Here is a 19,369-nt window from a genome sequence, read left to right on the forward strand (position 1 = left end):
ACCGGTGCCGACCGAAACCAGGTCGGCACCGGTTCAGTTGTTGATTGCTCGCCAGACACGGTATACGTCCCTCGCCCTCTATGCTCGCCAACTTATGCTGTCACGGACCGGTGAAAAAGCCGTCGCCCATGTCGATCCCGGTTTCCAGCTCCGATATCTCATGGGTGCACGTTTTATTTTTCCACCGCAACGGAATTCCGGTTTCCTCGTCGAACGCAACAGTGGAATCAAGACCCGCCCAGTCCGGCGGCATCTCGAACTCCCACGCGCGCCGCCCATTGACCTCTACTGCACGGCCGGCCGTATCCGGCGGAAGAAGGTCGGCGAATCGAGCGTCCGGCCAAGTCCTGTGTATCTGGAGAAGTTGCGTGATGTGAATATCGAGACTGTAACCACCGCTTCGTACTTCGAGCACACCGTCGGTGCGGAACCATGTCTGCTTCTGCCGGTTCTGCAGAAAGAGCACTCCTTCGTCGTCAGCCAGACGGATACAGGTGCGAGGTTTGAACCAGAATTCGAGTTCCGCGCTGGGGCGACCGCCAGGAGGCCTCTCCTTGAACATCATTCCGTGCAGCGGAATCCGCTCCGCAGCCTTGTAGTGTCGCGCTACCTCGCGCCACTGCGAGGGTGGGTTCTGTATCGGGGCAGCGCGACGATCCACCTGGAGGGTCCGCCCCTCGCCGGGTACAACTGCGACCGTAAATGGTCCTGCCTCAAACAATTCGGCGGTTACAGCCACACCGGTGATCCGCTCGGCCAAAGCAAAAGCGCCTTCCATGGCATGCTCGCCCGGTTCGTTGAGCGCATCGTCGTCGATTCCGATTCCACCGACTTCCCAGATCAGATCCACGACTCGCTCGTCCCCGATCACCGGGCCGGATCCGAACAGTTCGAACGCGGCCACACGTTCGCAGTTCGACCACCAGATGAACTGACTGTCGGCATTGACGCTGAGAGAGTGCGCTACCACCTCGCGATCGGGTAGCAGCGGCCGCATCAGCGCTTCGGTGACAGCGAAGGACCCGCCGTTGAGCTGGATCAACAACGTGTCATCGCCGTCTATCGCTGCAACCGCGATCACGTGTACACCACCGAACCCGACGGCGACGGCCTGGTCCGCGAGATCTAGTTCCACCTCGCCGACCTCGGCAACGCCAACTGCCTCCGATTGCATGTCCGAGTCCGATTCCGAACTCGCGGCACCAAGGAGACTCAGCACCTCCGCCGGAGAGCGACCGGGGATGACGGCAACGCAGTATCCGAAGGCGAATCGCTTGTCCAGGTATGGCTGAAGCCATAAATAGTCGTGATAAGTAGGCACAGTCACACGCTGCCACAACGCCCGTCAAACGACGTACGGTTTCGGCAACGTCACCAACCCGGGGCAGGCCTGAAGGGAGAAGGAATAATCCCCCGCATGAATTGGAATTACAGGCCCACAGAAACCGGGTGGTTCGTCAAAGTTGCCGAAGAAGACTCGATAATAACGATATTCGACCCCACGGGGATTCTGCGCGGCGAGTTGTTTCCGACTCCCGTCGACGGAATCGAGCGCGACACGCTGACGCTCCGCAAAGGCCATCCTGCCGTACTCCGCTTGCCCGACGGCACGATCGGCACATTCCTCGATCAGAAGCCAAAGGCGATGCGCCGGAGAAACAAACGATGTGAAGTCGCGATCGCAGACCGGACGTATCTCTTCGCACACACATCAGGTCGAAAGGCAACGGCGCTGCGTGACGGAATCCCTTTGGCGCGCATGGAACGTGGACGCTGGTCCCGCAGAAACACCGTCACCCGAAAATCGCTCGCGGTAGTGGATGCTCTCGACGAGTGCGTACTGACGATTTTCGAAAAAGTCGTGACACCCGGGCGCACGGGCGCATTTGATCAAGTGATCTCCGATTTCAGCAATATCTGAACTACGTTTCGCCGCCGAGCACGACAGCAGCCGGGCCGTAATGTACGGCCCGGCTGCAGCACTCACGCGCATCTACTGGAACTCTGAATTCGCCTCGCTGCTGAACCAGATGGACGCGATGGACTTACAGGTTGATTACGTCACCAACGAAGATCTGGTCAGGATCAACGATCTGTGGGTTCATGTCCCAGACCGCCTGCCAGGTGAGGCCTCGCTCTGCACCGATCTCGAACAAAGTATCGCCGGCTGCAACAACCACCGATTCGCCCGATACGGGAGCCTCTACCTCCGGAATGCTTTCTACCGGTGCGGGTTCGGATACCTCAGACTCGACAACCGGAGCCGGATCAGCGGCGGGCACGGGTTCCGGTGCAGGCGCGAGTTCCGGTGCAGGCGCGGCCGCGAGTTCCGGTGCAGGCGCGGCCGCGAGTTCCGGTTCCGGTTCTGGTGCGGGTGCAGGCGCAAGTTCAGGTTCGGGTGCAGGTGCAGGTGCAGGTTCGGGTGCAGGTGCAGGTGCACTGCTCACGCCAGTTTCACACGCGCCGACCGAACTCAGGAAGGACATGGGATCGACGGCCCCGCCACTGTGAATGCGGAGATGCAAGTGTGGCCCGGTGGAGCTACCGGTGTTGCCCGTTGCGCCGATCTGGTCGCCGACCGCAACGCGCTCTCCGACACCGACCCACGTTTCGGAGAGGTGACCCATCTGGATCTGCTCGCCCGAATCTGCTTCCAACTGGATGTACGTGCCGTATCCACCTGGATCGTTCGGTCCGGCAACAGAGATCGTGCCCGACGTAGGCGCATGGAGCACCGTGCCGACGTTAACGGCGAAGTCGACGCCGTCGTGCCCTCCGTGGTAGCCCTGCGAGAGTGAGCCATTTACCGGCCACTCCCAGTTACAGCTCGCCGACCAGCTTTGTGCACCGGCCATACCGGAATTCACTACTGCCCCGGCGCCCACGAGAGAGCCCACTCCTGCAGTTACGGCGATGAAACGAATTGTGGTGGAGGTCTTGCGTTTGTTGTGCTTACTCATATTTTCCTTGACTGATGTGGTCGGAGCAGGTGCATGCAGGCGGCACTCAGTGCGTGCTGAGCTGCGCGGCCTTCAGCACCAACCTCGTTGGAATGAACTTGTAAAGATGCGCCGAATTGGCGCAGGCCTCGCCCAGTGGTGCGCCCATCCTGTGGACGCTTTGCGATACCGCGAACCCTCGTCGGGGGGCGTCGAAGCTACGTCACCGAACCGATAGCTTTTCGTCACCGAACCGATAGCTTTTCGACGCTTGTTCAACGGGGCGGGTGCCTACCCAAGTTGTCGGGAATCACGGGGTGAAACATGCAGATCCTTGCGTTGCGGACTGAAGCACTTCATACGATGCCGCGTCCAGAAGCTGCGTGCGACGGCTGAATTACCCAGGCGCATACCTGACTTGGTGATTTCGACCCGACCGGTCGATATCGCGACTCAACGATCGCTCACGACCTCGAACTGAGCACGATTTCTAGGCAAATCCGTGCGATCGGAATACGCAATGCCGGGAGGCCTTTACCACTGCTCCAGCTCACCGTGATACCAATCCGATAACGAAAGCTCCATCAGCTGGGCTCGTTCATAACAGAATCCAAATCTGATGCGTGCCAATTCAATTCGGATGACACCGGGCAGCGACGCCGCGACATAGATGCTACTCGCGGCGAGCAACGCGTTCTGCTCCAAAGACTGCACCCTCGGAAGGCTCGGCGAGTGCCCCGAGTTCGGAAGTCAAGCGAAGACGCCGATTAAAACCCGCTGTTTGGTTTCGTTGCCACTTCACCGCAGCACCGGGTACCTACCCGTACCGGTTGAATTACCCGTTTCGGTACCCGTTTTCAGTTTTGCCGATGCGCGTTGCACGGCCATGGAGGAACCAGTGCGGACAATCGGTTTTTTCTCGAATAGTGCTGTCAACTGCACTTATCTCGCACGACTGGGACGCAGAGGCACGGTTCGTGCGCGGTCTCCAGCTAAAGGTCGTGTGCCGCGCGCCGGTCGCTGGACCTGCCCGTGATCGCTTAATCCTGTCCATATCTGTCGATTCCCAGAACTTCACGCCACCAAGACTCGCGTTCGTCGGATTCCGTCCAAACAACTGGATCCATGTCACTCCTATTATTCAACCCACCTTCCCCACTGTTACCCATCCCACAATTCCTGAAACCCTGCACCAACGTGACGGAATGCGTGGATGAACGTCAGAGGACGGGTACAAAGAACGAATCGACGGCAGCGCAACGCTCCCGACCTCGACACAAAAGCTGTAGCAGAGTGGGCGTGAACACATCCACGTTAGCGACCGGCAACCACGGCACGGCCAGATCTCGGACATCGCCGCGAGCTGACCGGCGGCAGTCCGGCGCGGTGTTATTCGGGCGCAGTGCCGGCGTCGTTCTCGGTATGGCGGGCTTGCTGGAGTTCGGCATTGATACGACGCGCTTCGGCAAGTTGATCTTCGAGGATGATGATGCGGCACGCCGAGTCCAGAGCAGTGCCATTGGCGACAAGCTCGTGAGCGCGCGCAGCGATCCGGAGTTGGTAGCGAGAGTAACGGCGATGCCCTCCCTCGGACCGTTGCGGAGCGAGGAGCTTAGCGGCGTCGAGACTGCGTAGGAAAGCTTGCCTGACACCGAGGATATCTGCGGCCTGGCCCATGCTGTAGGCCGGATAGTCCTCGTCGTCGAACTTGTCGGACAGCGCACTGTCAGGGAGCTCAGCCGGAATGAGTGGCCTCTTTCTGTTAACGGACGGGACCCCCGGCGCCGTAGAGGCCGCCGGGGGTCGGGGTTGAACTTCCATTACACAACTGCACTCTTTCGAGCTCCCGGACCCAAACATGCTGTCCGGTAGCCGCTCTCAAGGGGCTGCCGAGGTCGTACACACTGACAACACAACCAACGGCCTCGACGCGACCCTGCCCTGCGGTACCGCTTGCGGGTAGTTCATTTCTCCCGCACTTCTTGGTTCTTTCTTCCTTGCAAGAGAAAACTTACAACGACTTGAACCAAATGTCTACCCTCGTCGCTACAGAAATTTTCCAGTGGCGTCTGGAACAATGCTCCTATGCGAAATACCCCGAAATCCGACTCCTTGCTCCGCGCCCAGTTGGACAGGGAGGAGTTCGAAGCGTCTCAGGAGGGTCTCGACCGTGACGTATCGAGGTCGGATGAGGACTTCACGGGGCCAGGATCGCGAAGTCGCGGTACTACGGTGCGTACCGCACGGGCGGATCTGTCGACGCATGCGCGCGGGGTGGAGAACATGAACGAGGCCTTGCACCCACGACAGGATTGATGTCCGGTATCGCTCTGCGGCAGGGGTGTTGGCATCGGCGATCACCTCCGCCCATGGATCTCGAACATCACCCTTTATCCATCGGCGCGAACCGCCGCGACCAACCCCGTAACAATGAGTGCCAGCAAGAGAACGACGAGCAGCACTGGCCCGAGGATGAGCGCAAGGACAAGCAGGACGATGAGAGTGACTTTCGTTTTTGCGCTCAGTCCGCGCCGCAACGGATGTGCATCTCTCCGTTGCACATGTCGCGTTTGTCGCGAGACCGCACCGCTGAACGAGGAGGTGCGTCTCGTGTTGCACTGGTAGCGATTCGGCTGCTCGTATTCTGCTGTCCACTCATACTTTTCGCCCACTCACAGGTACTCGCACCAGTCGCCTCACCTTCGCACCACTGATGTACCCCGGTAGCAAACTTCGAAAGAGGGGTGGGTCAATGTTTGAAGGCGTCCCTGAACTTTCGTCCCGCCTGTTTGAGCTTGTCGCCGGTCTGTTTTGCCTGGCCTTTGGCCTGTTCAGACCTTCCCTCGGCCTCCATCTTTTCGTTTCCCAAGCTCTTGCCGACGGTCTTCTTGATGACCCCCTCGGCGGTTTCTGCCTTGTGCCTGATTCTCTTCACGATGCTCATGGCGGTTCCTTCTTCTCGATGATCGTCGGTCGAACGGGTTTCGCCAGGCGCCTCCGCCGGAACGTACATGAAGACAATGATCATGTTGGCCTCCCGGCCAGAGAGTAATGCCCAGTCAACGCGGCATTCCGTTGCGCGTCAACACCGTAGATCGAAGCAATGAACCGAGAACGGTGGGCCATAGGTGACAAGCTCGCGACACGAGCGAATGACGACGGCCCGACCACTCGAAGGTGCGCGCTTACATACGCGATTGGGTTGACTTCGCGGCGAGATCGCGTCCAATCCAGTTGGCTGACAAAAGAACCTGCGGCGACAGTGCGTCCAGGTCCGGAAAAGCGGAGACTGGAGACAGGAGGTCATCATGCGTGTGCTCCGTGGTTTGTTCGACGCGCTGCTAGGGATCGTCATGGCTGTGCTCGGCACAGTGCTCGGAATCCTTGCGACCGTGGTGTGGCTTGTCGGTGCCGTACTGTGCGTGACGGTGATTCTGATTCCTCTGGGGATCCCCGTCATCAGGCTCGGTCGCCGACTCTTCACTCTTGCGAGGCAGCTGATGCACCTTCCGTAGGTTTGCCCACACGATTTCCACAAATTGTGTTCATCCTGTGCGATCCCGGGATCATCACCGAATCATCACCGAATCATCTCGGCAACAGGCAACCACCGCATGAAGTTGTCAGGTTCAGAGGAGCGCGGAAAAGGGAGAAAGGGTCTGGATTCATGCCTACTCCCACGTCCGCCGATGTCGACGGCACGTAACCAGCGACCGCGAGACCAAACTACCCACCAATCAGACTGTGCACCAATAATATCCGACTTCCGGGGTGCAACATACGGTCGTTCATCGCTATGGACAGCTTATGCCCGACTGAACAGCTCGATGCCCGACGCCAAGGCCGGGGAGAAGGTCAGATGGGCACTCGCGACGCCTGCCTGAACATCACATCCGGCCACCACATCGGTAGACGTGCTTGCCCGATCAACAGCAACGGCCCCTTGGCATTTCGACCTGCCGCTTGCATCAACGCCCAGGGAGATCACTTCCGACACCTGGACGACCTACACCCGTACTCCCTTCGATCCTGCGCTCCCGGCTCGGGTGACGACCATTACCCGAGCCGGCAACGTCAGTGATACGGACATTCCGAGCCTGTGGTGGGTGTGCGAAATAGACCCGAACCCGTGTTCGTCGTTCAACCAATCGACGACACCGCACTTCGTGACTCTCGCCCTGGCGAAATACCCGTGTCGGTAGTCACTGCGGTTTCGGTTCGCGTCGCGCAAGACCGCGCCCCATTCCCAGTGCAGCTGTGGCGAGACCTAGAACGCAGACAAGCGCTCCCACAACCACATTGGACCAGATCATGGAAGTGCTGGTATCGACACCCGCAACGATCCAAGGCGAGACGATCAGCCAAATCCCGAGTAACGGTGCAACGAATGTCATGCCGTGGGTGCGGCCGTAAGCGGATCCGAAAGCCACCGCAAGCAACCCGATCGCAGCACCACAGATCAAGTTGGTGACACTGAGGTTGGTTTGAGCGGTGAAACCGATGATCCACGCGGACGCCGCTGCGTACAGTCCGGACAACAACATCAGCCCTTCGACAACTTGGGCGGTTGGTTGTTCGGCGGCCTGATCGTAGCGCTCGCGCAGTGCAATGATGTCAGGGTGAGTGTGCATCGGTGCGTGGGTAGATGATGACATGTGATTCATCTCCTCGACCGGAGCGGAGGGCAAAGGTTGCCCTTCCGATCCGTATGTATGTATGGCAGGGGTACAGACGCTTTCCGATTCGGTCGTCACCGGATTGCCTGGCGAGTTCGAGCATTGTCGGTGCCGCCGAAATCGGTGAGTGCACTGGACCACCACATACGTACCCAATCGGGCGTCTGCCAAGCAACAATCGAAGCAAATAATCGAGAAGATGACAGTGCTCTGAGCCTTGCATGCCGAACGGGAGACCAGGGCACGTTCCGGCGTCGGAAACGTGCGCTGATCTCCCGTTCGGTGGTGCTATTGCTTGGTCGGACTACCGCTTCGCTGCGTGATGCGCTGCGATGTAGCCGTAAACCAGTCCCTGGCCGATCGTCGCGCCCGCGCCCGGGTAGGAGTGGCCGAACGCATTCGCGGCGGTGTTGCCGATCGCGTACAGCCCGTCGATGGAGCTGCCGTCCTCGCGCAGGACTCGCGCATGGTCGTCGGCGCGCACGCCGCCGCACGTGCCGAGGTCACTCAATGTCATCTTCACCGCGTAGAGGGCGTTCTTGTCGAGCGGCCTCAGGTTCGGGTTCGGGGACACTGTCGGGTCACCGTAGTACCGGTCGTATGCGCTTCCGCCGCGGCCGAATTCGCCGTCACTACCGGCTGCTGCGGCATCGTTGAACTTCTGGAACGCCTCAGCGAACGCATCTTCGGGCAGACCGGCCTTACGGGCGAGTTCGGTCGGGCTGCTCGCCTGATGCGCGATACCCTCCTCGAAGAACGACGGCGGAAGGGGCTGGCGCGGGAAGATGCCGCCGGCGAACACGTAGCTGTTGCGGTACTCCTGGTCGAAGACGATCCACATGGATTCTGCGGGGTCGCCCGCCTTCTCCCGGTCGAGCACACACTGACCGAACGTCATGTAGTCGGTGGCCTCGTTGACGAAGCGTCGACCGGTGTGGTCGACGATGAACGAGCCAGGCAGCGCACGCTCGGCGAGCATCACCATCGGTGGGCGTCCCTTGATGCTCGCGACCGCCGGGAACCACCACGACTGGTCCATCAAGCCGATGTCTGCGCCCAGTTCCTGCGCGACCTCGATAGCCTCGCCGGTGTTGCCCTCGGCGCCGAGGCTCTCGTGCTCACCGAGGCTCTCCGACTGGTACTTGTGGCGCCACTCCATGTTGTGATCGAAGCCGCCGGCGGCCAGCACGACACCGCGCCGGGCCGTCACAGTCACCTCACGTCCGTCTTGCACGACTACTGCACCGGTTACGCGGTCACCTTCCGTGATCAGCCGAACCAACGACGTTTCCGTCCACACCGGAATGCCTGCCTGAACCACACCGGCAAACAGGCCGGCGGCCAGCGCCTGACCGCCCGCAATGTATTCACGCTTGAGGACGTACTTACCGAAAACGCCCTGCGACAAGCGGCGGATGATGCGCGGGAAAGCCTTGGTGGGCTTCTTCGCCATCAGGTTCATCCACTTGTAGTCCGCACCGGTCACCGGCATCGGCAGCCCGGCTTCCATCAAACCGGGGCGCAGGCGGCCGCGTTCCTCTCCCAGCACCGAAGCGTCGAACGGCTGGCACTCGCAGGTGCGGCCTGCAGCGCTACCGCCCGGCAGTTCGGGGTGGTAGTCGGAGTATTCCTTGGCCCAGAAGAACTTCATGGGCGTCGTGCGGGAGAGCATGTCGATCGTGGCGCCACCATGGTCGACAAATGCCTCGCCACGTTCGGCTGGTGCCGTATCACCGACCACCGCACGCACATACGTCTTCGCGCGCTCAACGGTGTCGCCCGCATTGGCAGCTGCAAGTACCGGGTTGGCAGGCATCCAGAACGCCCCACCGGACCGCGCCGTCGAACCGCCCACGTACTGCGTCTTCTCCACGATCAGCGTGGACAAGCCGAGCTCGTTTGCGGTGAGGGCGGCAGCCATGCCGGTACCGGACCCGATTACCAGCAGGTCGACTGTGATGTCGTCGGCCCGTGTCGCGGGGGGTGCCTGATTCTTAGCCATTGAACAAATCCCTTCACGTGGTTTATCGAGGTAGAACGCTAGGGCAGGCGCAGCGCAAGATGGTCCGGATGCCCAGTCAGCGGGATTTTTTGCGCGGATTGTTAGTGCGTTGCGGCCGTCACAGCCGAATCATGACCTGCATGTCAGCGCTTTTCGTACCTGATCCCGAGAGCAAGAATGATCGTGACGACACACATAGCCACGAGCATCGCGCAGACAGCACCGAGCGCGGCAACTGTCGGTGTCGACGTTCCGGGAACCACGAGAGATGCGAGCAGAACTGTCGTAATCGACGTTCCGACGGCCATCGCTGCAGTTCGCACAACCGACTGACTACCGACGGTCTCGCTGGTGCTGTGTTCGGGAACGAATTCCACGAGGAGATTCGACAACGCCGTGTATGCAAAGGCCGTTGCGATCGAGACGACCACGATCAGCATTGTCATTCCGACTACTGAACCGTGGAACACGAGAAAACCGGAACATGCCCCGAGGAACAACGCGGTTCCGATCAGCAACGCGGTGCGGGCGCCGACCGACGCTGCCAATTTTCCGGCGAGCGGTGTGAACAACATGCCGACCATCGCGCCGATGAACGACAGGAGACCGGCGGTGGTGGGTGAAAGCCCGAGCCCGAACGGTGAGGTTTTCGGAGATTGCATGATGATCGGAATGAGCATGGTGACCACACCGATGGGACCGAGCCCGAGAGCGATCGTGCTGAGCATGGTCAAAGCGATGTTGCGTTCAGCAAGCAAGCGCAAGTTGACAATTGGGGATGCGCAGTTCAACTCCCACCTCACCCACCAGGCAAAGATGACGGCGCCGACGAGCAAGAGGCTGAGTACCCGAAGATCGTCCCAGCCCCACGACTTTCCTTGCGTGAGCCCCAACAAGATTGACGCCACTGCGACGGCTAGCGCCACTGCCCCAGCGAAATCAACGGGCTGTCGATGGTAAGTCCGACGGCGCCACGGCAATACAACTTCGACCAAGATGATGCAGACGACGGCGTAGGCGGCAGTGACGACAAAGATGTACCGCCAATCGCCGAGGTCGATGATCACACCCGCAACGACCAGCGATGCCGCACCGGCGGCAATGGCAGATCCGGCGATCAGCGCAACAGCCATCGCAACCTTCTCCACGGGCAGATGCTCGCGGGCCAAACCGATGCACAGCGGCAGAATCGCCCCCGCGACGCCTTGGATGGCACGCCCGATAATGATGCCCTCGAGCGTTCCGACCGCCATGCTCACAATCGAGCCGACTGTGGCGAATGCCAGTACGACCATCAGCACGCGTTCGCGCCCGTACATATCTCCGAGCCTGCCGCATACCGCAGCAGAGGATGCCGCGACCAGCAGGAACGCGGTGACGGACCATCCCACAGCCGAAGCGTCGGCGTCGAAGATCTCGGCGAAAGTCGGCAGCGCCGCATACATCATCGAAGTCTCGAATGCGCTGATCACCTCGACCGTGATCAGCACGGTCAGTATGAGCCAAACCGGCCGGGACCGTTCGTATCGACGTTCGGCGTAGCCTGCCAGCGGCCTAGTTGGTCTCACCGTTGTCCGCATTCATGCTCCTCTTGGGTCGATATCGCTCGAAAACGGTAACAATGTGACTCTTGATACAACTTTTCCATTCCGATCAGTGAGACTGCCTCGAAGGTGTATACGTCTCGTGCGCGAACGTACCCATTCTGCAGCGGAACAACCGCTCGGATGTGTCGCAGAGTTCGGTCGGCGGCATTACCCGATCCCTTCGCGCTAGCACCGACCAGCACCGATGCTCACGCGTCGTAGGAGTCGTAGAGTCGCGGGCAGAGATCAAGGAGGCGATGACGTTGAGCGCACAGTTCGATGACGAGACGACGACCAATCCCGACAACGAGTCACAGTCGCATAATCCTGCTGACGAACATTCATCCGGCGAGGTAATCACGCCCACCAAACGTGACCGTGAACTGTCCGAATTGGTGGACGGTCTCGAAGAACGTATTGCCGCCGAGCGCGAGGCGGCGGCGGTGCCGGGCAATGCCGCCGAACGGAAACGCACGACACGGACCGATCCCGATGACAAGGCACCGGACTGACTCCGCCGCAACACATTCGCCCTGCGGGGAAATTGGGCAACGTTAAGTCGGGAGGTGAGGTTTTCACCGCCTGCCGTCGAGGGTGAACAAACGGAACACGGTCCGCATGCACAGAACGACGCCTACGAAGCCCAGTACCGCACTCACGAGTGCGTAGCCCGACAGCTGAGGTGTGAGTTGTGGTCCGCCAGGTACGAACAGCAGGATCGCCGCGACAATCAGCGCGGTAACTCCAGCCGCCATCCCCAGGGCGTTGTTCGCCGACCGTCGGAGCCATCGCCTGTCGTCGGGGTGTGCGACAGAACGGGTGCGGAGAGTGAAACTTCCCGACGCGAGCGAGGTTGCGATCTGGTCGAGCTGACCAGGAAGACGCCTGGCTACCGCGGTTGTGACCGCCGTCGTCGACAGGATCGCCTGCGCGGCTGCAGTCGGGCTGGCGACCTGGGTCAACAGTCGGGGAACTTCGGCGCGAACAGCGGCGACGAGGTCGATCTGCGGATCCAGGAGTCGCAGGGCGCGCTCCAATGACGCGAGTGAACGGAATGCGGCGGCGACGTCTCCCGGCACTCCTATTCGATGATCTCGAAGCACGGTGAACATTCGCGCGAACGATGCCATGGAGACATTGGGTTGAACACTGAGCAGAGTGATCTCGCGGCCCACCTGGTGTCGCAGCGCTCCGCGTTCCACATCGACGGGTACGTCGAATGCCATCAACATCGCGTCGACGGTCGCCACCGGGTCTCCGGCCAGGGCAGCGTTCAGGAGTACGGCGAACAGTATCCGTGTCTCCCCGTCCAGCACGCCCACTGCGCCGAAGTCGAGGAGCCCGACCCGGCCGTCATCGAGGATCATGATGTTTCCGGGGTGCAGGTCCGCGTGGAACACCCCGTGGACAAAGATCCCGTCGAGCAGTGACGCAAGAAGTTCGTTGGCAATGCTGCTGCGGGTGTCGCGATCGAGGCCGGTGAGCGCGGCCTCACCGTCGGAAAGTGGTGTGCCGTGAAGACGTTCCATCACGAGCACCCTTCCGCTACTGAGGTCGAGGTAGACGTGCGGAACGACGATATCCGGGCGGTTCGACATGGTGGAAGCAATCGCGCTGGTATTCGCTGCCTCGGTACGGTAGTCGAGCTCTTCGAGCAGCGACGTGACGAGCCCGCCGGCGAGTCGGTGAACGCCGATATCGCGTGCCCAGGGAAAACGGGTCTCCGCGAGGGATGAAACGCGAAGGAAGATATCGCAATCCACGCTCACTTGTGCGCTCGCATCGGGGCGTTGAACCTTCACCACGACATCGACGCCTTCAGTGGTGCGCGCGGAATGTACCTGTGCGACAGAGGCAGCGGCGAATGGTTCCACTTCGAACCACGCGAACACCGCTTCGGGGACGTCTCCAAGTTCCGATGCCAGCAGCTCTGCAATGCGGTCAGGATCAGCCGGCCGAGCCGAACTTTGGAGCGTCGAGAGAGCCCGAGCCAGCTCGGGTGGTACCAGGTCGTCTCGTGTGCCGAGGATCTGTCCCAACTTGACGAAAGTGACACCGCATCGGCTGACGATCTCCACCAACGCGTTCCCGAACTGAGGTGCGGACGGTCCGGCGCGGAGAGCTGACCCGCCTCCCGCTCGCATGAAGATACTCATGATCTGGACGTACCGCTTCGTTCGGCGCCACGATTTTCGGCTGCGCCGCAGCGTTTCTGGCACACCGGGTACGGACCCCGTAGGAATGACAACTTCAAGGAAGACCAACGCAGCCAGGCACGCCGCGAAAACCCAGAGCGCGGCGACTCCGAAGAAGGTGAGCGCAATTCCCTCGCTCACCAGTAGTTGACCGTCCGGGCTCGCAATTCCGGCGAGCGTTGCGACGTAGCTCGCCAGCGAAACACCCACCGAGAGCGCTATCACCGAGACCACCAGTGTTCGCGGCCACCCGACTTTCGCCCCCAGCGTTCGTCGCATGGCGACCGCGAGTGCTGCGGCAAGAATCGGCGTCGCGATAATCCAGACGATCAAGTCCATGGCGGTAGCGTAGAGGTTCACCACCTGCGTTTCATCCGGGAAAACCCCGAGTCCACCAAGTTCGAATTAAGGTGCCGGCGCCGTCGATTCCACCCGCGCCAATACCGGAAGGCTCGGGTACCGAATCGATCGGCCTCACTGCGACACGGGCACTTTAAGCTGATCTCGTGACGACACACTCCGGCTCCGCAATCGTTGACGAAACGCTCGGCACTTTTGTCCGCGGGCATCACATCTTGTCCGACGGCGTGCGATTGGACGACGACTACTTCAGTCTGACCCGCAACATCGACGGGCGGGACGTTGGATTCATCGCCCACTCCGTCGACTCCGACGCCGTACGCGGCATGCTCCCCCGCTTGCACCATGTCTTCGATCAACTCCAACGCCTCCATCGCCAGGCCGCCGAAGCGGTCGTCTACGAGTTCAGCGAGGACCCTACTTCCACGGAAGAACTCGACGACGCACTACGAGACCTGGCACTCGACGCAGTGGAGGTATTTCCCGACAACGAAGTCGTCCTTGATCTGGCAGATACGTGCGGTTCACACTTCATGGACGGATACTGGCCGGCGGTCCGATTCAACGGCGACGACAACGTCGTCAAGGTAACTGTCGAATCCTGAGGGCGACTCGGAACGTCGGAAAAAGTTGGCGTTCACTCGAAATAGGACGCATAGTCGCTGAAAGGAACCTGGCCGGTAGGGCTCGACGTTATCGCGTCGGCAACCGCCGAAGGAATGGGAGCCCACTGGGCAGGCATCGCAGCCGCCAGGGAGGGCTTCAATATGTAGAGCAGCGCAAAGTTCACTATCCAGAGCGGCGGCGCCATCGACATACCGACCTCTGAACTCGCACCGCCCTTGGTGTTGGTCACCAGTTGCGCTGTGCCCGACATCTGTTGCGATGCAAAGCCATAGACCGCTTGCACTGTGTACGCCGACTGATAGAGCGCAACCAGGGTTTGTGTTGCGCCGTTGTTCCTCATCCATGTGCCCACAAATCCGCCTGGAGCGATCAAGGAGTTCACCTGCCTCGTCGGCGCGTCCGCGTTGGCCGGACTCTCCAGCAGCCCAATGGAATTCACGTACAGCCCGTAGCTGGCCAGAACCGACGACGTGACGTTGCCGTCGTCTGTGGAATAGAGCGGACGCCCGTTTGTATTGGTGAGGATCCGGGCGCATTCGTCGATAATCTCGGCGGCCTCGCGACTGCCGCCGACCCCACCGCCCGTGACGAGATCGCTATATTGCTGCTCGGACAACGCATCCTCGCTGTCGAGCCCGATCTGGGCGGCAATCTCGTCCGCCGCTTGCTGACCGAGTGGCTGGTTGAGCTGATCCGGGCTGGTCATCTGCGGCGGTGCCAGGTGCTCGTAGCCAGGGGCCCCGGAAAACGGGATCGTGAACCCGGTGTCGACGGTTCCTGCGGCCGGTTCGCTGCTGGCAGTCTGGGGAACTGCCAGAGAAACGAGGCAGGCTCCGACCAGTGCCAGCACCGAGACGCCCTTGCGGCGGGCTCGCACTCCGCATCGATGTCCCGAACTCGTTAAACCTATGCCATGCATACTCGTTAAACCTGTGCCATGCATGCGACGACCTCCCAGAATACCTTCGGGCGATTCAACACGAGCGTGCGTCTCAGTGAAACGCCGCGACTGACGCTGTGTCAAGGACCACGTCGTCAAGTTGCACGTCGACTCACGCAAGATGCGCGATCGCATAACCCGGACTGCCCGCTGTGCCGCCGTTCTCGGTCGGCGGTAGGTGACGGCACGCACTCCGTTCCCGCCATTCGTCCCATTTCTGGGATAGTCAATACACATTCGGCACAATTGGAACGAGGAATTTTGAGCATTATCGGGAGTATCCCGTCGAAACACGAATACCCGACGCATCGACGACGGCCACCAGCCGATCACCGCTTCCTCGGACTCGACACACGCGTGTTTCCGCACGCAGCCGCAATTCTGGCCGTGTGGCTGCTGTGGGTTGTGATCGTACCGGCCATCGATTCCGCTGTGTCTTCGGAAGATCCGACAGTTGCCGGTGACCGCCTGGCCGTGACCGAGTCGGTGTCGTTCACTGTGCCCGCGGGCTGGAATATCAATAGCGGCTTCCTCATCGACCAACGCAGCGCGTCCGGTTCCGTGCCGAGGGTGGAATTGACCGGTGGCAGCGTGAGTTTCGTCGTCGACGCTGACGACTTCACCGGCACCGCCGACGAACTTCTCTCACAGGTCGACGCCGTAAGTCTTGCGACAAACGGAAGCTCTGTGCTCGCCATCTCCAGCCCACCGCAGCCAGTCACCACCGATGGTGGCTTGACCGGCGTCCAGATTCGCTTCGATACGCCCCGCGCCGCGGGTTCGATGGCGACTTTTGTCGTCGGTGACAAGGGAATTCGGGTGCAAGTGGTCGGTCCGCCCGACCAGATTGCAAGTCACAGTCAAGAAATCGCCGATATGATCGCGTCATTCGGCACCACTGAGGGAGATACCAAGTGAGCGCCGACCTGCTCGAGACACGCTCCCAAGCACTAGAGGCGACGGCGTGGGGCGAGAAGTTCCGGTTTATCCAGCCGCGCAACGTCGTGTTCTGGATATACCTGTGGATGTGCGGCGTCGGCGTGGTCAAAGCCTGGCAGATGTTCGCGCCCTATTCGGGATACTTCGGGCAAGCACTCCTTGTCGCCGGCGTCGTCTCCGTCATCAGTGCTGCGGTGTGGACATGGTGGTTCCGGCACATCGACCGGTACGAACGCCAACCCGTGGGATTGGTACTCACCGGCTTCGTCTGGGGAGCCTCCGCGGCGACGTTCACCATCGCGATCTCCGGTAACTCCGCACTCGGTTCGCTCTACTCGAAGCTGTTCGGACAGGTTTGGGCGGAGGATTGGCATGCCGGACTCTCGGCGCCGTTCGTGGAGGAAACCGCGAAAGGCATCGGCATTGTTGTCCTCCTCGCTCTTGCGCCGCGACTGGTCCGCACCGCAACCGACGGACTGCTACTCGGCGCGTTCATCGGCCTGGGATTTCAAACCAGCGAGGACTTCTTGTACTCGGTTGTCGGTGCGACGCAAGGTTTCGGCGCGCACCAGACCGACGGGCTGATCGGTTCCATTGCGCTTCGCGCATACTCCGACATCGTTTCGCATCCTCTCTTCACCGCACTGTTCTGTGCCGGAGTCATTTATCTGATCGGCACCCCGGCACAACCTCGCAGAATCAGACGCGGGCTGGCGTTGATCGTGGCCCCGATTCTGATTCACGGCGTATGGGACTCGATGCTGGCACTCGCCGGCGGCAACTCATCCATCGTGTTGGTCGTCATGGTCGGCGACATCATCTTCGCCTTGACGGCATTGTGGATCGCATTTGTCTGGGCGCACCCACGCGAGTCCCATTTCGTCCGTGATGTTCTCGCTCCGGAAATCGAATCCGGAGTGTTGACCGAGGACGAAGTTACTGCTGCCGGTGGGTGGCGACAACAGCGCGCTTACGTCAGAGCCGCACAGACCCGCCCCGAGCGACGCCAACGACGTCATATCGTTCGCGCTGCATTGGACCTGTGTGGGGACCTCGCTGTCACCAAGGGCCTCGACAGTCCCGAAGTTGTCGAAGCACGCAACGAGATCACTCGCCTCCGACACGGAATTGCCTCAGGCTCGCAGTCCTCGGTGGGGACTAGCTCCGCGTAAGAACGGCGGGTTGTGCCGCAACAATCTGGGCGCCTGATCGATCACATTGATCAGGCGCCCAGCTCTATCCGCAGGCAGGACCACTGATGTTCTCAATGATGTTCCCTACCAAGTGGATAGCTCCGACGTACACCGAACTCGGCGGCTCGGTAATACCTTGTCCATTCACCGGGACGTAGAAAGACAAATACTCGTCGAGATAGGCCATCGACTCCGACCCCGTCCCGGTCTCCGACATCGACCCCACAGTCGAGCGCTGCCTTGCTACTGTCCGGACCGCAACATCGAATTCGCTGACACGCGTGCATGTACTACCCGAGGTCGGCCGCAACACTAACCACACCAAGGAGACCCGATGACCGATATCACCGCGCTGGTCCACTCACTCCTCGAACGAGTGCAAATACTCGAAGACGAGATTGCGATCCAGAAACTCGTGACGGCATACGGTCCCGCCGTCGACGCCGGAGAGGCGGACAGGGTCGGTGCGATGTGGACTGAGGATGCGGTGTACGACATCGATATTCGTACCCTGAACGGTCGCGCCGAGATCGCCGAGATGGTCCGCACCACACCACACCAGGACTACATCAACACCGGTTGCGGCCATATTCTCGCCCCGCTCAACATCGTCGTCGACGGAGACAAGGCTACTGCGACGGGCCATTCCCAATTGCTACGGCGCAACGAAGGCGAGGATTCCTTCCGCGTGTGGCGTGTCGCGGCGAACCGGTTCGATCTCGTCAAGACGGAGGGCGAGTGGAAGATCAAGCAGCGCACGACCCGGCTACTCGACGGAAGTTCTCCCGCGCGCGACCTGCTTGCCCGAGCCGGCAACTGATCAAAATTCTCGGCTGTCAAAGATAGCGTCGCCACAATGACTGGCACCGCGCTGAGCGGGCGCGTGAAAAGGCTGCCGACGGGTAATGTCCATGCGATGGCTACAGATCCGGCAAGGTCATGGTGGGAGCGATGCAACGACGGCGTCCGCAGCATGCACGAAACCGGCTGGGGCGAGAGCACTTCGGTGCTCTCGCGAGAGATCTGCGAACTACTCGACGATGTCGACGAGCAATTCGCCCTCACCGGCGCACACACTCCTGAGTGGCCGAACCCGTACAAGGATGGCCCCGATCGGGCCGAGGCAGACTACGAGCGTTCCACCAACCCGGAGAAGTACCTGATCGTGGTCGCGAGAGTGCAGGCGTGGACAACGGTTCTCCTCGACCGGGACTGGGCGCGAGAAGCATCACCTGTGCGGTGGGCGCTTCGCCCTTTCGATTCCGGCGGAGCCGACACCGTTCTCGAACCTACCGCCGACGGCGCCGTCCCACTGATTTTGACTACGCACACTCCGGTGGACTCCAACCATCCGTTCAACATCTCGATCAGCGCAGGCGATCCGGCGGTGTGCTTGGCATCGATTCCCGACTGTGCCTGCGACGGGTGTGACAGCGGGTCCGCCACACTGCTCGAGGAAATCGACACATGGGTGCTGTCTGTCGTCGACGGCTCGCTCCACGTCGACGTTGCCGGTAATTACTCCTCAGTTCGCACATCCTTTGGTACCCGAGGCAGCACGGTCCAGAATCTCGACGAACCTACAGAATTCACAGCCGCACCGTGGCCCGCGAACTGGACGGCACGCCCGCTGGCGTCCCAGATCAGGACTGCGCACCCCGAACCCCCATTCCCGCGAACGGTGTTCGGAACTGCTGCCCGGGAGGGCTTCCGTCGACTGTTACGCAAGCCTGGCGTTGCGGGTGCGTCGCAAATCTACTGGCGCACAGACGAATAGAAAAGGAAGATGACCCACCTCGAGTTCGGGGCTCTGGCCCCGGCCCGAATCAGGGTTATTGCATGCGCCCGGATATCGAACACTTCGGCCAGTCCACAGAAGCATGGTCCAATCGCGAACTTCACGCGCGCCTGG

19 protein-coding genes are annotated in these 19,369 nt (G+C 60.8%); 8 read left to right on the forward strand and 11 right to left on the reverse strand.

From position 1 onward, the window contains the following. Positions 1–100 precede the first annotated feature (100 nt). Positions 101–1,321: a DUF6461 domain-containing protein gene (locus R4P64_RS21410; protein ID WP_219112448.1), complete on the reverse strand. Its 1,221-nt coding sequence runs from the start codon at positions 1,319–1,321 to the stop codon at positions 101–103. Positions 1,322–1,417: 96 nt separating this feature from the next. On the opposite strand from R4P64_RS21410, the gene R4P64_RS21415 reads away from it, so the two are divergent. Then, positions 1,418–1,921 carry a hypothetical protein gene (locus R4P64_RS21415; protein WP_317822623.1) on the forward strand — a complete coding sequence of 168 codons (504 nt, stop codon included), beginning with the start codon at positions 1,418–1,420 and terminating at the stop codon, positions 1,919–1,921. A 124-nt stretch (positions 1,922–2,045) separates the two neighbouring features. On the opposite strand, the gene R4P64_RS21420 is transcribed toward R4P64_RS21415, so the two are convergent. The 4 genes from R4P64_RS21420 to R4P64_RS21435 all read right to left on the reverse strand — a co-directional run bounded on the left by R4P64_RS21420 (position 2,046) and on the right by R4P64_RS21435 (position 5,883). Continuing rightward, complete coding sequence (locus R4P64_RS21420; protein WP_317822625.1) at positions 2,046–2,960, reverse strand: M23 family metallopeptidase; 915 nt, start codon at positions 2,958–2,960, stop codon at positions 2,046–2,048. 1,368 nt (positions 2,961–4,328) lie between these two features. Beyond that, positions 4,329–4,760, reverse strand: a complete 432-nt coding sequence (locus R4P64_RS21425) for a MerR family transcriptional regulator (RefSeq protein WP_411742696.1) — start codon at positions 4,758–4,760, stop codon at positions 4,329–4,331. A gap of 569 nt (positions 4,761–5,329) precedes the next feature. After that, on the reverse strand, positions 5,330–5,500 hold the full coding sequence (locus R4P64_RS21430; RefSeq protein WP_317822626.1) for a hypothetical protein: 171 nt from the start codon (positions 5,498–5,500) through the stop codon (positions 5,330–5,332). Positions 5,501–5,688: 188 nt separating this feature from the next. After that, positions 5,689–5,883, reverse strand: a complete 195-nt coding sequence (locus tag R4P64_RS21435; protein ID WP_033231811.1) for a CsbD family protein — start codon at positions 5,881–5,883, stop codon at positions 5,689–5,691. Between the two features lie 364 nt (positions 5,884–6,247). Between R4P64_RS21435 and R4P64_RS21440 the strand changes: the two genes are divergently transcribed. Further along, positions 6,248–6,454: a hypothetical protein gene (locus tag R4P64_RS21440; protein WP_033231614.1), complete on the forward strand. Its 207-nt coding sequence runs from the start codon at positions 6,248–6,250 to the stop codon at positions 6,452–6,454. Between the two features lie 687 nt (positions 6,455–7,141). On the opposite strand, the gene R4P64_RS21445 is transcribed toward R4P64_RS21440, so the two are convergent. From R4P64_RS21445 to R4P64_RS21455, 3 genes are all read right to left on the reverse strand, one after another. Next, entirely contained in the window at positions 7,142–7,594 is a 453-nt protein-coding gene (locus R4P64_RS21445) for an SPW repeat protein (protein ID WP_174557321.1), read from the reverse strand. A 325-nt stretch (positions 7,595–7,919) separates the two neighbouring features. Continuing rightward, positions 7,920–9,617, reverse strand: a complete 1,698-nt coding sequence (locus tag R4P64_RS21450) for a 3-ketosteroid-delta-1-dehydrogenase (RefSeq protein WP_033231617.1) — start codon at positions 9,615–9,617, stop codon at positions 7,920–7,922. 143 nt (positions 9,618–9,760) lie between these two features. After that, the gene (locus tag R4P64_RS21455) at positions 9,761–11,197 is read right to left on the reverse strand and encodes an MFS transporter (RefSeq protein ID WP_106939699.1); all 1,437 of its coding nucleotides are present in this window, start codon (positions 11,195–11,197) and stop codon (positions 9,761–9,763) included. 263 nt (positions 11,198–11,460) lie between these two features. Here R4P64_RS21455 and R4P64_RS21460 point away from each other — a divergent pair, with 263 nt between their 5' ends. After that, complete coding sequence (locus tag R4P64_RS21460) at positions 11,461–11,715, forward strand: hypothetical protein (protein WP_106939700.1); 255 nt, start codon at positions 11,461–11,463, stop codon at positions 11,713–11,715. Positions 11,716–11,778: 63 nt separating this feature from the next. On the opposite strand, the gene R4P64_RS21465 is transcribed toward R4P64_RS21460, so the two are convergent. After that, positions 11,779–13,737 carry an ABC1 kinase family protein gene (locus R4P64_RS21465; RefSeq protein ID WP_317822630.1) on the reverse strand — a complete coding sequence of 653 codons (1,959 nt, stop codon included), beginning with the start codon at positions 13,735–13,737 and terminating at the stop codon, positions 11,779–11,781. Positions 13,738–13,904: 167 nt separating this feature from the next. Here R4P64_RS21465 and R4P64_RS21470 point away from each other — a divergent pair, with 167 nt between their 5' ends. Further along, positions 13,905–14,363: a hypothetical protein gene (locus R4P64_RS21470; RefSeq protein WP_052683332.1), complete on the forward strand. Its 459-nt coding sequence runs from the start codon at positions 13,905–13,907 to the stop codon at positions 14,361–14,363. Between the two features lie 32 nt (positions 14,364–14,395). On the opposite strand, the gene R4P64_RS21475 is transcribed toward R4P64_RS21470, so the two are convergent. Continuing rightward, positions 14,396–15,304 carry a hypothetical protein gene (locus tag R4P64_RS21475; RefSeq protein ID WP_317822633.1) on the reverse strand — a complete coding sequence of 303 codons (909 nt, stop codon included), beginning with the start codon at positions 15,302–15,304 and terminating at the stop codon, positions 14,396–14,398. A gap of 282 nt (positions 15,305–15,586) precedes the next feature. Between R4P64_RS21475 and R4P64_RS21480 the strand changes: the two genes are divergently transcribed. Then, on the forward strand, positions 15,587–16,243 hold the full coding sequence (locus R4P64_RS21480; protein WP_317822634.1) for a hypothetical protein: 657 nt from the start codon (positions 15,587–15,589) through the stop codon (positions 16,241–16,243). Beyond that, entirely contained in the window at positions 16,240–17,436 is a 1,197-nt protein-coding gene (locus R4P64_RS21485) for a PrsW family intramembrane metalloprotease (RefSeq protein WP_317822635.1), read from the forward strand. Before R4P64_RS21480 ends, R4P64_RS21485 begins: the two co-directional genes overlap by 4 nt. Positions 17,437–17,500: 64 nt before the next feature. Here R4P64_RS21485 and R4P64_RS21490 read toward each other — a convergent pair whose 3' ends face one another. After that, positions 17,501–17,674, reverse strand: coding sequence for a hypothetical protein (locus R4P64_RS21490; protein ID WP_187328513.1), 174 nt, complete (start codon positions 17,672–17,674; stop codon positions 17,501–17,503). Positions 17,675–17,791: 117 nt separating this feature from the next. On the opposite strand from R4P64_RS21490, the gene R4P64_RS21495 reads away from it, so the two are divergent. Together R4P64_RS21495 and R4P64_RS21500 are read left to right on the forward strand one after the other, a co-directional pair. Next, entirely contained in the window at positions 17,792–18,277 is a 486-nt protein-coding gene (locus R4P64_RS21495) for a nuclear transport factor 2 family protein (RefSeq protein ID WP_317822636.1), read from the forward strand. A gap of 36 nt (positions 18,278–18,313) precedes the next feature. Further along, positions 18,314–19,234: a DUF6226 family protein gene (locus R4P64_RS21500; RefSeq protein WP_317822637.1), complete on the forward strand. Its 921-nt coding sequence runs from the start codon at positions 18,314–18,316 to the stop codon at positions 19,232–19,234. Positions 19,235–19,369 lie beyond the last annotated feature (135 nt).

It is taken from the genome of Rhodococcus sp. IEGM 1366 (assembly GCF_033142425.1).
In the GTDB taxonomy this organism is placed as follows: Bacteria; Actinomycetota; Actinomycetes; order Mycobacteriales; family Mycobacteriaceae; genus Rhodococcus_F; species Rhodococcus_F globerula.

What these genes read in the sequence shown, in the direction of transcription:
- R4P64_RS21495 (WP_317822636.1), top strand. Translation starts at nt 17,792, where the DNA reads ATGACCGATATCACCGCGCTGGTCCACTCACTCCTCGAACGAGTGCAA.
- R4P64_RS21490 (WP_187328513.1), bottom strand. Translation starts at nt 17,674, where the DNA reads ATGTCGGAGACCGGGACGGGGTCGGAGTCGATGGCCTATCTCGACGAG.
- R4P64_RS21420 (WP_317822625.1), bottom strand. Translation starts at nt 2,960, where the DNA reads ATGAGTAAGCACAACAAACGCAAGACCTCCACCACAATTCGTTTCATC.
- R4P64_RS21460 (WP_106939700.1), top strand. Translation starts at nt 11,461, where the DNA reads ATGACGTTGAGCGCACAGTTCGATGACGAGACGACGACCAATCCCGAC.
- R4P64_RS21415 (WP_317822623.1), top strand. Translation starts at nt 1,418, where the DNA reads ATGAATTGGAATTACAGGCCCACAGAAACCGGGTGGTTCGTCAAAGTT.
- R4P64_RS21440 (WP_033231614.1), top strand. Translation starts at nt 6,248, where the DNA reads ATGCGTGTGCTCCGTGGTTTGTTCGACGCGCTGCTAGGGATCGTCATG.
- R4P64_RS21455 (WP_106939699.1), bottom strand. Translation starts at nt 11,197, where the DNA reads ATGCGGACAACGGTGAGACCAACTAGGCCGCTGGCAGGCTACGCCGAA.
- R4P64_RS21475 (WP_317822633.1), bottom strand. Translation starts at nt 15,304, where the DNA reads ATGCATGGCATAGGTTTAACGAGTTCGGGACATCGATGCGGAGTGCGA.
- R4P64_RS21445 (WP_174557321.1), bottom strand. Translation starts at nt 7,594, where the DNA reads ATGTCATCATCTACCCACGCACCGATGCACACTCACCCTGACATCATT.
- R4P64_RS21465 (WP_317822630.1), bottom strand. Translation starts at nt 13,737, where the DNA reads ATGGACTTGATCGTCTGGATTATCGCGACGCCGATTCTTGCCGCAGCA.
- R4P64_RS21500 (WP_317822637.1), top strand. Translation starts at nt 18,314, where the DNA reads ATGACTGGCACCGCGCTGAGCGGGCGCGTGAAAAGGCTGCCGACGGGT.
- R4P64_RS21450 (WP_033231617.1), bottom strand. Translation starts at nt 9,617, where the DNA reads ATGGCTAAGAATCAGGCACCCCCCGCGACACGGGCCGACGACATCACA.
- R4P64_RS21425 (WP_411742696.1), bottom strand. Translation starts at nt 4,760, where the DNA reads ATGGAAGTTCAACCCCGACCCCCGGCGGCCTCTACGGCGCCGGGGGTC.
- R4P64_RS21435 (WP_033231811.1), bottom strand. Translation starts at nt 5,883, where the DNA reads ATGAGCATCGTGAAGAGAATCAGGCACAAGGCAGAAACCGCCGAGGGG.